The sequence below is a fragment of the Mucilaginibacter inviolabilis genome (assembly GCF_011089895.1).
GTDB classification, from domain to species: domain Bacteria; phylum Bacteroidota; class Bacteroidia; order Sphingobacteriales; family Sphingobacteriaceae; genus Mucilaginibacter; species Mucilaginibacter inviolabilis.
On sequence record NZ_JAANAT010000001.1, the window covers coordinates 778,425 to 791,920 of the forward strand.

The 13,496-nt window shown below is 42.3% G+C and carries 11 protein-coding genes; 5 read left to right on the forward strand and 6 right to left on the reverse strand.

Annotated elements, in window-relative coordinates; all coding sequences use genetic code 11:
* Window positions 1–167: 167 nt before the first annotated feature.
* A complete protein-coding gene (locus G7092_RS03180) occupies window positions 168–1,943 on the forward strand; it encodes a glycoside hydrolase family 9 protein (RefSeq protein WP_166086110.1) in 1,776 nt (591 codons plus the stop codon).
* A gap of 157 nt (window positions 1,944–2,100) precedes the next feature.
* A complete protein-coding gene (locus G7092_RS03185) occupies window positions 2,101–2,289 on the forward strand; it encodes a hypothetical protein (RefSeq protein WP_166086112.1) in 189 nt (62 codons plus the stop codon).
* Window positions 2,290–2,333: 44 nt separating this feature from the next.
* Here G7092_RS03185 and G7092_RS03190 read toward each other — a convergent pair whose 3' ends face one another.
* From G7092_RS03190 to G7092_RS03200, 3 genes are all read right to left on the reverse strand, one after another.
* A complete protein-coding gene (locus G7092_RS03190; protein WP_166086114.1) occupies window positions 2,334–2,726 on the reverse strand; it encodes an iron chaperone in 393 nt (130 codons plus the stop codon).
* A gap of 26 nt (window positions 2,727–2,752) precedes the next feature.
* Entirely contained in the window at window positions 2,753–3,229 is a 477-nt protein-coding gene (locus G7092_RS03195; protein ID WP_166086117.1) for a VOC family protein, read from the reverse strand.
* Between the two features lie 217 nt (window positions 3,230–3,446).
* A complete protein-coding gene (locus tag G7092_RS03200; protein ID WP_166086119.1) occupies window positions 3,447–3,668 on the reverse strand; it encodes a hypothetical protein in 222 nt (73 codons plus the stop codon).
* Window positions 3,669–3,845: 177 nt separating this feature from the next.
* Here G7092_RS03200 and G7092_RS03205 point away from each other — a divergent pair, with 177 nt between their 5' ends.
* Window positions 3,846–4,586, forward strand: coding sequence for a hypothetical protein (locus tag G7092_RS03205; protein WP_166086121.1), 741 nt, complete (start codon window positions 3,846–3,848; stop codon window positions 4,584–4,586).
* Between the two features lie 53 nt (window positions 4,587–4,639).
* Here G7092_RS03205 and G7092_RS03210 read toward each other — a convergent pair whose 3' ends face one another.
* Window positions 4,640–5,509, reverse strand: coding sequence for an alpha/beta fold hydrolase (locus G7092_RS03210; RefSeq protein ID WP_166086123.1), 870 nt, complete (start codon window positions 5,507–5,509; stop codon window positions 4,640–4,642).
* A gap of 179 nt (window positions 5,510–5,688) precedes the next feature.
* Here G7092_RS03210 and G7092_RS03215 point away from each other — a divergent pair, with 179 nt between their 5' ends.
* Together G7092_RS03215 and G7092_RS03220 are read left to right on the forward strand one after the other, a co-directional pair.
* On the forward strand, window positions 5,689–6,543 hold the full coding sequence (locus tag G7092_RS03215) for a LysR family transcriptional regulator (RefSeq protein ID WP_166086125.1): 855 nt from the start codon (window positions 5,689–5,691) through the stop codon (window positions 6,541–6,543).
* Window positions 6,544–6,545: 2 nt separating this feature from the next.
* Entirely contained in the window at window positions 6,546–9,179 is a 2,634-nt protein-coding gene (locus tag G7092_RS03220) for a M1 family metallopeptidase (RefSeq protein WP_235953768.1), read from the forward strand.
* Here the strand turns inward: G7092_RS03220 and G7092_RS03225 are convergent.
* Window positions 9,174–10,733: an MFS transporter gene (locus G7092_RS03225; protein ID WP_166086127.1), complete on the reverse strand. Its 1,560-nt coding sequence runs from the start codon at window positions 10,731–10,733 to the stop codon at window positions 9,174–9,176. The genes G7092_RS03220 and G7092_RS03225 overlap by 6 nt on opposite strands.
* A gap of 258 nt (window positions 10,734–10,991) precedes the next feature.
* On the reverse strand, window positions 10,992–13,394 hold the full coding sequence (locus G7092_RS03230; protein WP_166086129.1) for a glycoside hydrolase family 127 protein: 2,403 nt from the start codon (window positions 13,392–13,394) through the stop codon (window positions 10,992–10,994).
* Window positions 13,395–13,496 lie beyond the last annotated feature (102 nt).

Below are 13,496 nucleotides of genomic sequence, written 5' to 3' on the forward strand. Positions count from 1 at the left end.
ATAAAGTTATATCGAAATGTTTCGTTAAAGATAAATGGTGCACCGCCGGGAGAAATATTATCCTGTAGAGGTAATATAGGGGCAAATGATCGTCTATTTAAGGCAGTTCATAAAAAGCAGCGGCATATTAATTAGTAATTTGCACATACAAATTTTGTTAACAGAAAATGAACCGCAGCTCTAAACTCAAAACATCCCTGACTTGCTTTTTAACCCTGCTTGCTTTTATTACTCAAGCTGCTCCTATAATTTATATTAACCAGGTTGCTTTTGATGTCCGGGGAGCAAAAAGTGCGGTTATCCGTAATGATATTAAATTGAGTGGTTTATCATTTAAGTTAATCAACTCATCAGGGAAATCTGTTTTTACAGGCACACTAAAAGGGCCCGAACAAATTAATGACTGGGTTAAGAATGCTTTTTTTTATCAGGCAGATTTTTCGTCTTTTAAACTAATTGGCAAATATAAGTTAAGTATTAGTGTAAACGGCAAGCCATACCTTTCTGATGATTTTGAGGTGAACGAGAACGCGCTTGCGGTGAATACGCTTCCATCCATCATTAGTTATTATAATAAGCAACGGGCCAATACGCCAACGGAGCTTGATGTAGATAAAGCCGTGATTCTTTATGGCAGCAACAAAACCGCGGATGTACGCGGAGGATGGTGTGATGCATCTGGCGATGTGAGTAAATATTTTTCGCACCTGGCTTATGCTAATTATCTGTCGCCTCAGCAAATTCCGCTGGTTACCTGGTCAATGGTAAATGCGGTGCAAACTATACCGGGTTTACTGCATCAGCTTCATGCCGATGATAGCATGACTACTGAGGCTTTATGGGGAGCTGATTACATCATGCGTTCGCTGTCAAAAGAAGGTTATTTTTATATGACTGTTTTTAGCTACTTCAGTAAAGATCCCAAAGCACGCCGGATAGTAGGACTAAGGGCTAATAGCGTTACAACAGACGAATACCAATGTGCTTTTCGCGAAGGCGGAGGGATGGGTATAGCTGCATTGGCCCGTATCTCTACTTTAAAAAAAGACGGTGATTATAAATCGACCGAGTACCTTACGGCGGCCAAACGTGCTTACGCTCATCTGCTTATTAATAACACCAAATATGATGATGACGGTAAGGAAAATATCATTGACGATTACTGTGCTTTAATGGCTGCTACCGAACTCTGGATAGCAACCGACAGCTCATTTTATCAGGATGAAGCCCGCAACCGTGCAAAAAACATCGAAAAACGGATGAGTCCAGCCGGTTATTTTATCAGCAATGATCAGGGGCGTCCGTTCTGGCACGCATCTGACGCCGGTTTACCTGTTATTGCCTTGTGCAGGTATTTGAGCAAGGAGAAAGTGCAGAAGGAAAAAACAGCAGCGTTAGGAGTGATCAAAAAAACGCTTGATTATAATCTGCGGGTAACCAATGAGGTCAGTAATCCGTTTGGCTACGCCCGGCAAACCTTTCGCCTCGGCAATCAGATAAAGGATGGCTTTTTTATCCCCCATGAAAATGAAACCGGCTGGTGGTGGCAAGGTGAAAATGCCCGGTTGGGATCATTGGCTACAGCTGCTATAGTAGGAGGTCGCCTGGTTTACCCGCAAAAAGGCGGCTGGGGTGTAAAAAAAGATCTGGCCGTTTATGCATCCGATCAGTTATCATGGATACTGGGCTGTAACCCATATTCTATGTGCTTTATGTACCAGTTTGGCAAAAACAACGTGCCTTACATGAGTTCAAGTTTTGGACATGGATCGGGTAAAGGTGGCATATCCAATGGTATCACCGGTAAAGAAGGCAACCCGGATGGTAGCGGTATTGATTTTAAAACCGAGGATAAGGGTAACGAATGGCGATGGACAGAACAATGGTTGCCTCATGCGGCATGGTTTCTGCAGGCTATCACTGCTATGGCTCAACCCCAGTAACAATTAAGCAAGATTTTTAATTTATTCATCATTTCTTTATCTTAGCGCCATTAGCCAGGATTAATCAACCATGTGCTAAATATCTGCAAAGCTCAACCAATCATGTGCTTTATTATGCTATAATGCGACCGTTTTAAGTCGCACAAAAATCGATATTATGCTGATAGCTATAATGAAGGCCTGTATTTTTCTATGTATTCTGATATTGCCATTCCGGGGTCCTTCCAGGCGACGTGAAAATACACCAGACAAATCTCAAAGCGTTAAAATATTTTCAAAATATGGTGTGAACGAGTCTGGTAACCTGGAAATGATGGAAACGGATGATCATACCGGAACTACTTAAAATATATCTCTCAAGCGCCCGTTAGAGCGCTTGAGAGATAAAGGTTATTTTTTACTTTTTTTGGATAGGGCGAGGATCTCGTTCTGCATCATTCTTTCTGATATGATCTTTCTGATAAGTTCAACTGGTAAGGCTTCGCCCGGTGCAAAATGTAGTGTAGAACCAGATACCCGGATCTCTTTGAGCTCATCTGTCATTGATTTTACTAGACCAGGGCTCATGGTGTAAAAGCTACAGTATTTTTTATTTACACCGATGCCTACCAACATGTAATGATACTTGTAACAAGGCAGCTGATAGCTGATCACTTCTGTTGCCTGCGGAACAGTTGTTAATATAATATGCCTCAACTCCTCCAGCGTGGGCCTGAATGATGCGGGCTGCTGTGCAATATATTCATCGGTATTGCGTGGCGGCGGAAAATCTGAACCTCTCATAGCAGATAAATATACCAAATTGATAATTAACCTTGTGCGTAGGCCTCTTTTAATACGTTAAGGTCAATTTTAACCATCTGCATCATAGCCATCATCACGTTGCTGGCCTTTTTGGTGTTTTTATCTTTTAGCATCGCCTCAATTTCTATAGGGCTTACCTGCCATGACAGGCCAAACTTGTCTTTAAGCCAGCCACATTGATTCTCTTTCCCGCCATCGGCTAATAGGGCATTCCAATAAAAATCAATCTCTTCCTGTGTTTTACAGGTAATAGATAATGATATAGCTTCGGTGAATGGAAATCCAGGGCCACCATTCAATATCATAAACTCCTGTCCGTCCAGTTCAAAGCGGGCAACCAGTATGTCGCCGGCTAATTGCGGATGTGCTTCACCATAACGAGTGATATCTGAAACTTTTGAGTTTTTAAAAATCGAGGTATAAAAATCGAGGGCCTCCTGAACTTTACCGTTGAACCAAAGGCATGGGATGATCTTTTGCATAATGTATTCTCCTTAATTTGTTTTAATATGATTTGCTGTTAACTTGTTTTGTTAATACCAAAGTTACCTGAAGCTATCCTGTAAAAAAGGGGGTGAATGTGACAATATGCGGGGGCGATTGCGTATTGATAGGAATGACTTAAAAAGAAAAAGGCGATCTGTTTACAGACCGCCTTTTATATGTCGAAAAAGAATTTTCCTTTAAAGATTATACCACTTAGGAGTTTTTTGATTTTTCTCCGGCGAATGGTAAAGTTGAAATAAAGATAACCATGCCGACACCAAAAGTAATAAACCCGCCATAAACAACGCCGGCAGAAGCCTGAACTCCGCTGATAGAATCAGCAGGGTTAAACGCGTGGTTTGGCGTGAAAATAAAGAAACCACCTATTATTAAGATACCTATTGTTGTGATTAAAAGCCCTAATATTCTTTTCATGTTTTTGATGTGAAACTGTAATGCAGCAAATGTATAAACTTTAATGCAATCAACAAATAACCCTTATACCTAAATATGGGTATTTTGATGAATAATTGTACAAAATGGATGTTTGTTTTATAATTTTAGTTTAATCTATCAATTTAATTCCCCCCATTTTAACAAATCTTAAACCTTATGAAAAAGTACAATCTATTACTTAGCTTGATGACCGCTTTAGGTATAATAGTTATTTTAAATGCTAATGCACAAACCAGTGAGCCAGGAAGTAATGACAATAAGAGTGTTAAATTAGCTATCAGTTCCCCTTTTGATTTTGTGCCGGGCGACTCAGTAATCTTTGTTGAAAATTTCTCCAAAATACCGGATGGTTCAACCACGCCCGCGTTTAAAACTAATGGCTCAGCTACAGTTGTTAGCGTACAAGGTAAGGATGGTAAGTGGCTAGCCCTTGCCGATAATGCTACTTATAAATTAAGTAAACAAATTTTTTACCCTAAACATTTTTCGGTTGAGTTTGATGTACTGGCCGTTGCTGATCAAAGCAAAGATATTTACCCTGTGCCCATTGGCTTTGTTAAAGATAATGGTATAAAACAATATAATGATGGTGAAGGGGCTTACATCGATTTAAAATACTATAATGGTGAAGAGGTAGATGTTAATAGCTTGTTTACAAATAAGTTTTTGAATACTCAGTTCGATCTACCATCTTATGCTAACCGGGCAATGCATGTATCCATTATTGTGAATGGCGACAGAATGGTGGTTTATTTAGATAAAACAAAGCTGGCTGATACGCAGGCATTTTTACCTGGGAGTGCCAAAAATTTATACATCAGCGGACCAATGCAATATCATAATGGATCTAAGGTATTGGTGAGCAATTTTAAGATTGCAAAATTTAAAAGAAGATAGAAAATAACAAAAAGCCCCGCACATTGTACGTGGCTTTTTGTTTACTTCGGAATTTATTTAGGCAGGTCCTTCATGAATTCCAGAATATCGGCACCAATTTCCTGGGCATGGGTTTCCAGGGCAAAATGACCGGTATCATAAAATTTTACCTTGGCGTTCGGGTTATCTCTTTTATAAGCTTCGGCGCCGGCGGGTAAAAAGAAGGGGTCATTTTTGCCCCATACAGCCAGGAACTTTGGTTTTTTATCCCTAAAATAGGCCTGAAATTTGGGGTACAAGAGTACATTACTTTTGTAATCAACCATCAGGTCTACCTGAATTTCCACATGGCCTGGCAGATCAAGAATATGTTTATCTAATGCATAAGCTTCCGGTTCGATCAGTGATTTATCGGTCACGCCTGTTTCATACTGGAATTTCACCATATCCAGCGATACAAAACTTTTCAAAGCATCGCGGTTCTCCTGTGATGGATCGTTCCATGCTTTCTGTATCGGGTTCCATGCGGTGCTTAATCCTTCCTCGTAGGCATTACCGTTTTGTGATATGATGCCCGTTATTTTTTCGGGGTTGGCCAATGCCAAACGAAGGCCAGTAGGGGCGCCGTAATCAAAAATATAAACCGCAAAGCGTTTGAGCTTTAAATTATCAATAAAGCCTTGCATCGCAAGCGCCAGGTTATCAAAAGTATAACTGTATACTTTATGATCGGGAGCATCCGAAAAACCAAAGCCCGGAAGATCGGGAGCAATTACATGATATTGGGTGGCCAATATTGGTATCAGTTTACGAAACATAAATGATGATGTGGGATATCCGTGCAATAACAGGATAACCGGTGCGTCTTTAGGGCCCGATTCACGGTAAAAAATATTCAGATCATTTACCTTAACATTGTTGTAATGGATGGTTGTAGTTTTCATTTGATTGTTTTTTGTAGAATTTATTTGTTGGGCACATGCGGATGAAATTCCGGCAAGGAAAAGCAGTAATATAAACTGCCATTTTGTTTGTTTGATTGATTTCATAGATCAAATTTATATCGTACATTTGATTATAAAAAACGATTAATAATAATATAAAAAATCATAAAAAGTGATTTATGAATAGTAATGATCTTAAAATATTTGAAGCGGTGGCCACTCACGGTAATTTTACCAAGGCTGCCGAAGCGATGTTCACGGTACAGTCAAACGTCACAGCGCGGATAAAAAGCCTGGAAGAAGAATTTGATGTGCAGCTATTTAAAAGAACATCGCGTACGGTAGAACTGACAGCAGCGGGAGAGATATTTATACAGTATTGTAAAAGGCTAAACCATCTGACCGAGACCCTAAAACAGGAGTTATCCAATGCTCATCAACTTTCCGGCTCGCTTAAAATTGGATGTATTGAAACCACCATGGCGCTTAAAGTACCTGGGCTGATACAAAAATTTACCGATGAATATCCCGATGTTACCCTGAGTTTCCGGGCCGATAACTCCAATAATCTGATCAACGATGTATTGAATTATAAGCTCGATGCCGCCTTTGTTGCTTCCCCGGTTATAGCGCCGGAATTGGGGGTACATCTCGTAAAAGAAGAAAAGCTTGCTATCGCGACCGCCGCAAACTATCCCGATCTGCAGGAGTATGTAAAAAAAGGACAGGTTAAAATTGTTGTTTTTGACGTTGGCTGCAGTTATCGCCCCAAATTGGAAGACTGGCTAAAAAAGCAGGGGATCTTTAATTACCAATGCACCGTGCTGAATACGCTGGAGGGCATAGTGAATTTTGTGGAAGCGGGAGTAGGTATAACCATCATGCCCGAAGATCTGTTTAGCCAGATGTATTATAACCGGAAATTAAAAACATATCCCATTGAAGGCGAACAGGGCGTACTGACCACGTTGATCACGTACAGAAAAGATTTGCCGCAATCAAATGCTATGAAAGTGTTTATGGGGTTGTTTTGATCATGAATAACCGGGTTCATTTTTATAAATTTGGTCATCCTGCTAACGGGCTGTTGATTTTCCCTATGATTTTAAAAAAAATACGCGCGCGTGCTATCACTTTAAGTTTTATAATTTTTAATACGATAACAGCTTACGCTCAAATAAGCGCGCCGCCAGTTGAACCTGGCGTATCGCTGGCATTGGCCCGATACAGGCGCTCGGTGATCAGCGATATTCAATATACCCTTAATTTTGATATCCCTGCCGATAAAACTAAAGGTATTGAGGCAAAGGAATCAATCAGCCTGGTTTTAAAACATATCGATCAGCCTTTGCAGCTTGATCTGAAACAAGCCGCGGGCAAAGTGCATGCTATACAGGTAAATAACAAACAGATTCCTGTGAAACTGGAGCAGGAACATTTACTGATATCGCCCGGATTTCTGCGTACGGGTAAAAATATCATTTCCCTTCAGTTTACTACCGGCGATCAATCACTAAATCGTAACGACGATTATTTGTACGCCCTGTTTGTACCGGATAGAGCCCGAACAGTTTTTGCCTGTTTTGATCAGCCCGACCTGAAGGCTAACTATCTGCTTACGCTCCAGGTGCCTTTCGGATGGAAAGCATTGGCCAATGGAGCTATCGCCGATTCTGTAAGTCGGGGTGGGAGAACAACCTACAGATTTAATAAGTCGGACAAGTTGAGTACTTATTTATTTTCATTCGCCGCCGGCAAATTCAACGCTGTAAAGCAGCTTATTGGTGGCAGGAAAGCTGAGTTTTTATACCGTGAAACAGATACCACCAAAATCAAATTAAGCATAGCCCCAACGTTTACTGCGCATAAAGACGCCATTGACTTTTTGCAACAGTGGACCGGTATCCCATTCCCATTTCAGAAAATAGGCTTTATAGCTATACCCGATTTTCAGTTTGGTGGTATGGAGCATCCAGGCGAAGTGCAGTATAAAGCTTCAGCGGTGTTTCTGGATGATGGAGCCACCAAAGATATGATCATATCCCGGTCGAACCTGTTCTCGCATGAAACTGCGCATATGTGGTTTGGTGATATGGTAACCATGCAATGGTTTAACGATGTGTGGATGAAAGAGGTGTTTGCCAATTTTATGGCCGATAAAATAACCGAAAAACTGATGGGCAGCGAAACTTTTGATCTGAAATTCTTACAGGATCATTACCCGGCGGCTTATAGTATCGATCGTACACAAGGCGCCAATCCCATACGGCAGGAACTGGATAATTTGAAAGATGCCGGTTCGCTATATGGTAATATCATTTATCATAAAGCTCCCATCATGATGCAGCAGCTGGAGCTGCTGATGGGAAAAGAAAAATTCAGACAGGGGATACAGGAGTATCTGAAAAAATACGCTTATGGCAACGCTACCTGGAATGATTTGATTGCTATCCTGAGCAAACACACTACAACAGATCTTTATGCATGGAATAAAGTATGGGTAAACCAACCCGGCCGACCGGTATTTGACGAAAAGGTAAGTTATACCGGAAATAAGATCAGTGATTTTAAGATAACCCAGCACCCGGAATTTGGGGCTATGCGGGTTTGGCCGCAATCGTTCAGTGTAACTATGGTATATCCATCCTATACTAAAAATATAGTAGTGAATATGAAAGGCGCCAGTATCGATCTGAAAGAAGCCCTGGGCCTTGATAAACCATTATACATGGTATTTAATTCAAATGGGATAGGGTATGGTTTGTTCCCGGTAGATAAGGGAAGCACCGATAGTTTATTCCGGATCAATAATCCATTACAAAGGGCCTCACTTTATATTTCGGCTTATGAAAACATGCTGGCAGGCCGGTACTTTAAACCACAGGAATTGCTGAGCATCCTTTCGAAAGGATTAACTTTAGAAAAGGAAGAAACCAATTTGAGATTGCTAACCGGTTATATCGGCAATATATACTGGGAGTTTATCACGCCCGCAGATCGTAATGCTATGGCTGCTGAATTGGAGGATGGTTTATGGTTGGCATTGCAGCAGCAGGAAAAACCCAATAATAAAAAAGTGCTTTTTAGGGCGTACCAGGATGTGTACTTAACAGATGCAGCCAAAAAGAACATCTATACCATCTGGCAACTGCAAAAACCACCATTAGGGGTCAAATTAAATGAGGATGATTACACCTCGCTGGCACTGAGTATAGCATTAAAAAGCGATTCGGCGACAGGTGTATTGCAGATGCAGGAAACAAGAATAGCCAATGCCGATCGTAAAAAACGACTAGAGTTTTTAATGCCGGCTTTGTCAGTAAATGAACAGGAGAGGGACGCTTTTTTTAATAGTCTGCAAAATATAAAGAACCGGCAAAAAGAAGCCTGGGTAACCACGGCATTAGTTTATTTGCATCATCCCTTAAGACAAAAAACATCAGAGAAATATCTCCCTAAAAGCCTGGAAATGATAGAGGAAATACAGAAAACCGGTGATATCTTCTTCCCCCAATCATGGTTGCAGGCGGTGTTCGGTTACTATCAGGATAAGGAGGCAGCCAAGGTTGTTAGTGATTTTTTAAATGCGCACCCTCGTTACAATCCAAAACTTAAAGCCAAAATACTGCAGAATACGGATAACCTGTTCAGGGCGCAAAAATTGTTATGATTGACCTGGTGAGGTGTTCTTTTTAATGGTATTATTGCGAATAAACAGGAATGACATCAAAGCACCTAAAAAAGCAAGCAAAGCGGATAGCTGCATCACACGGGAATAAACACTAATAAAACCTGAACGATACAGCTTTTTGATAGCCTGCTGGTCATGAGTATGGAAGCCAGCCGGTACTTTGGCATCGCCCAGGTTGGTGGCTTGTGCCATCACCGTTTGTTTTTGTTTTTCATTTAAGGGGATGTGCTGAATGTCCTGCTGCAAGGCCCCGGTAAAAAGCAGAACGGCCAAAGCTCCTAAAATAGCATTGGCGAAAACATTGGCAATACGCGAAAGCGCATTGTTCACCCCAGAAGCGGTTCCCGAAAAATGATCACTTACCGAACCCATAACAGCAGCCGTAAGTGGCGCCACCGTGAATGACATGCCGGTGCCGAAAATAATAATGCCCGGGAAAAAGGTGGTCCAATAATCTGCGGGGCCATGGGTTTGTCCAACAAAAGATAGAATGAACAAGCCAATACCGGCAGTTGCCGGGCCGCATATCAGTAATAATCTGGGGCCGTGTTTGTCTGCAATTCCCCCCGCAAAACGGGCCATCCCAATCATCAATATAGTAAAAGGCAGAAAAGTAAGGCCCGATTGCAGTTGGCTGTAGCCCTGTGCCTGTACCAGGTTGAGCGAAAGAAACAACATAGCAGCGCTAAGCCCTGCATACAGGAAAAAAGTAAGCAGGTTAACCCCGCTAAAAGTCATATTTTTAAATAATGTTAAGGGCATCATAGGATGCTTGCTTTTACTTTCGATAAAGATAAAAGCAGCCAACAGTACCGCACCCAAGGTTAATGAAGTATAAACCTGCCAATTCCCAAAACCCATTGCCGGTGCCCTCAAAAAGCCAAAGGTAAGTGAAGCCAGACCAAGTGCTATGGAGATAGCCCCCGGGAAATCAATGGCATGATCGGTATCTTCACTCCGGCTTTCCTTTACTTTAAACCACAGGATCAAAAGAGCTGCAACACCTATCGGTACATTAATGAAAAATATATAGCGCCACAAACCGGCATCGCCAAAAGCCCCTCCCAAAATAGGGCCGCCTAAGGTAACCACTGTAGTAAAGGCCGACCAAGTACCGATGGCTTTACCCCGCTCTTTTTCATTAATGGAAGAGGAGATCAGGGATAAGCTCCCAGGTATCATCAGTGAGCCGCCAATACCCTGCAGCATGCGGAATGCGATAAGCAGTTTTACATCGGGAGCAAAGCCGCAGGTTGCCGAGCCTGCAATAAAAATAAAGATCCCGGCCATGAAAATCTTTTTCCGGCCCAGTTTATCGCCAAGTGCACCGCCAATCATGATTAGCGCGGCCAGCATCAAAAGATAAGCATTCAGTATCCAAAAAAGATCGGTACCGCTGGCATTTAAACTTTTTTGCAGTGAGGGTAACACTACATTTAGTGCAGTGCTATCAATAAAGGCCATAGCCGAAGCCATGATGGAGGAAACCATGATCCATTTACCGGCAGAACTGCCTAGTGCTACTGTTGCCATAAAATAGGTTAATGTATACGTAAATGTAGCAAACAGTAAGCACAAAAGGATGTAATAAGTGGTGGTGGGATGATTACTTAACAGTAGTAACACATCGAGTGATAGCTATCCTACAAAGGATGCCAAAGGGTGTCATGCTGAGCGCCGTCGAAGCATGGTGGGTAGCCTCTGCGCTCTACCCTTCGACGGCGCTCAGGGTGACAGTCCCTTTTTTATTTTAGTAGTATTCTTTCGTTATGTCTTTTCATCGGCTATTACTCACTTAACTACCCATTCATGTATCCCGGACGAATTGTCTACGGGTAATTGGATTTCCATTCTTAAAGCAATAGTGTTGACCGGTTCAAATGTTATCGTGTTAAAGGCGTCTTTGCTGATAGTGTACGGAATGGTGTTTTTTACAGGTACCCATTGACCATCTTTCAGGTAAAGTATTTTGTACGATGCCGGTATACGGCAACCACCCCAGGGGCCATCATCAAACCAGTAAACTTTTGATTCGCTCACCGTGTGCGCGGTGTCAAAATTATATTGAACATATTCGCTGGTGTTTTTGGCAGGCCACCAATGCAGGTAGGGATAACTGGCATCCTTGGAGTCGGCTGGTTCATATTGATCCTGAATAGCCGCATACATTTTTGTGTTTTTTAATGATGATGTTACCTTACTGGTACTTGCTATGGTGGGCGCAGGTTTGGGACGTGCTGCCGAAGCTTCGTAAGGAATCCATACGGTCATTTCGCTTGGTCCGCGGTTTGCCCAGGCGTAGTAGGGTATAGCTTTTACCTGCTGGTTGGTTTCAAGCAGTTGATCGCTGTTTGTTTGGCGTTTGGTGCTTTTGCCCGCCGCACTTATCACATCAACACCATTGAGCAGATCGGCATGGTAATTTGCATTGGCGATGGCGTTTGTATCAACCATAATGTTTTGTACCAGGCTGTCTTTATTATCCGGCCCTTCCAAACAGTACACAACCGGCCCGCGTTCAAAGGCAAAACGATTCCTGTCATCCTTAATCAAGGGGTTGGCCAATACCTTTTCTGTTTTCATTGGCAATAAAAGAGAAACCTGATCGCCTTTTTTCCAGGTTCGTTTTAACACGGCATAGCCTTTTTCGGTAACAAATGATTGCGGTTTACCGTTGATGGATAGCATCACCGGCAATACTTTTTTATCCATAAAAGTATACAGGTTACCCGGTACCGGTTGCTGTTTGGCCCAGCCCGGTATGCGTACCCTTAAAGTAAACTCAAAGGCTTTCTCCGGGTTAACCGTGATATCAACTTTACCTTTCCAGGGATAGTCTGTAGTTTGTATAATATTTACATTGCCCGATGTCAGTTTGATACTGCTGGAATTACCCATAAATAGATTGATATACAGGTTGTTTTTGTTTTTTGCATACACATAACCCGGCAGCGATGGTAAAAAGCGGGTCATATTGCTGATACAGCAGGCGCAGCTGATCCATGCACTACGCTCGTGCTGCGACATGGATGCCAGCGGATTAGGATAAAAAAAACGGTCGCCGCTTAAAGAAACACCAGAAAGCAGGCCATTGTAAAGTGTTCTTTCCAATACGTCGATATATTTCGAATCGCCATGCAGCAAAAACATCCTGCTGTTCCAGTATACATTGCCAATGGCCGCACAGGTTTCGGCATAGGCCGACATATTCGGGAGTTGGTAAGCATCGCCAAAAGCTTCTCCGTCAGCGTTGGCTCCTATGCCACCTGTGAGGTATAATTTTTTGTTAACCACATCTCCCCATATATCATCAATAGCGGTTAAATATTTAGTATCGCCGGTTAGGGCAGCAATATCTGCCATGCCGGTATACATGTAGGCTGCTCTTACGGCATGCCCTTCGGCTTCGTGCTGATCGACTACTTTTTTATTGGCCTGGTTGTATACCTCGCCTTTAGGGCCGCGCACATCCAGGAAAAATTTAGCCAGATCGAGATATTGCTTGTTGCCGGTAACCCGGTACATTTTTGATAGACCAATTTCTACTATCTGGTGACCTGGATACTCTTCCAGTTTACCCGGGCCGAAAACTTTAACCAGCAGATCGGCATTTTTTATGGCGATGTTAAGCAGACTGCGTTTCCCGGTAGCCAGGTAATGGGCAACAGCAGCCTCGTACAAGTGCCCGCAATTATACAGTTCATGGCTCAGCACCTGCTCTTGTTCCCAACGTTTGGTGCCTATCCATTTATTGGGATGTTTGGCATTGATGCTGCGGAAGGTGTACAGGTAGCCATCAGGTTCCTGCGCGTCGCCAATGATGCTGATCAGGCTATCAATATATTTATCCAGTTGAGGGTTAGCTTTATTTTGCATGGAGTATGAAGCTCCTTCAATAGCTTTATACACATCGGTATCATCAAATGGATATTCGGTTACCTTATCGCCGTCGAGCTTTTTGGCGGCTCTTAAAAAGTTATCCATACGTCCGTTTGCCTTGCATTGTGCCAAAACATAGGGTATAGTTACATTAGCATTCACATCCATTTTGGGCCGCCAGAAATGATCATTCACGTGCACACTGGTGAAGGCCACGGGTTGTATAGGATAATCCTTTTGTTGTGAAATAGCCGGGTGTGAAAATGCTATAGTGAATAATGATAACACGCAGGCCGCTTTCCTTTTCTTGATCATACGCTTGAGTTTACAGATATGCACAGTAAAGCTACAGGTACGTACAGAAATATTATAGATGATAATTTGCAGGGTGATAACCGGATTTTACCCCATTTTGCT

Coding starts and splice junctions, on each gene's coding strand:
- G7092_RS03180 (WP_166086110.1), top strand. CDS start 168: ATGAACCGCAGCTCTAAACTCAAAACATCCCTGACTTGCTTTTTAACC.
- G7092_RS03185 (WP_166086112.1), top strand. CDS start 2,101: ATGCTGATAGCTATAATGAAGGCCTGTATTTTTCTATGTATTCTGATA.
- G7092_RS03190 (WP_166086114.1), bottom strand. CDS start 2,726: ATGAGAGGTTCAGATTTTCCGCCGCCACGCAATACCGATGAATATATT.
- G7092_RS03195 (WP_166086117.1), bottom strand. CDS start 3,229: ATGCAAAAGATCATCCCATGCCTTTGGTTCAACGGTAAAGTTCAGGAG.
- G7092_RS03200 (WP_166086119.1), bottom strand. CDS start 3,668: ATGAAAAGAATATTAGGGCTTTTAATCACAACAATAGGTATCTTAATA.
- G7092_RS03205 (WP_166086121.1), top strand. CDS start 3,846: ATGAAAAAGTACAATCTATTACTTAGCTTGATGACCGCTTTAGGTATA.
- G7092_RS03210 (WP_166086123.1), bottom strand. CDS start 5,509: ATGAAAACTACAACCATCCATTACAACAATGTTAAGGTAAATGATCTG.
- G7092_RS03215 (WP_166086125.1), top strand. CDS start 5,689: ATGAATAGTAATGATCTTAAAATATTTGAAGCGGTGGCCACTCACGGT.
- G7092_RS03220 (WP_235953768.1), top strand. CDS start 6,546: ATGAATAACCGGGTTCATTTTTATAAATTTGGTCATCCTGCTAACGGG.
- G7092_RS03225 (WP_166086127.1), bottom strand. CDS start 10,733: ATGGCAACAGTAGCACTAGGCAGTTCTGCCGGTAAATGGATCATGGTT.
- G7092_RS03230 (WP_166086129.1), bottom strand. CDS start 13,394: ATGATCAAGAAAAGGAAAGCGGCCTGCGTGTTATCATTATTCACTATA.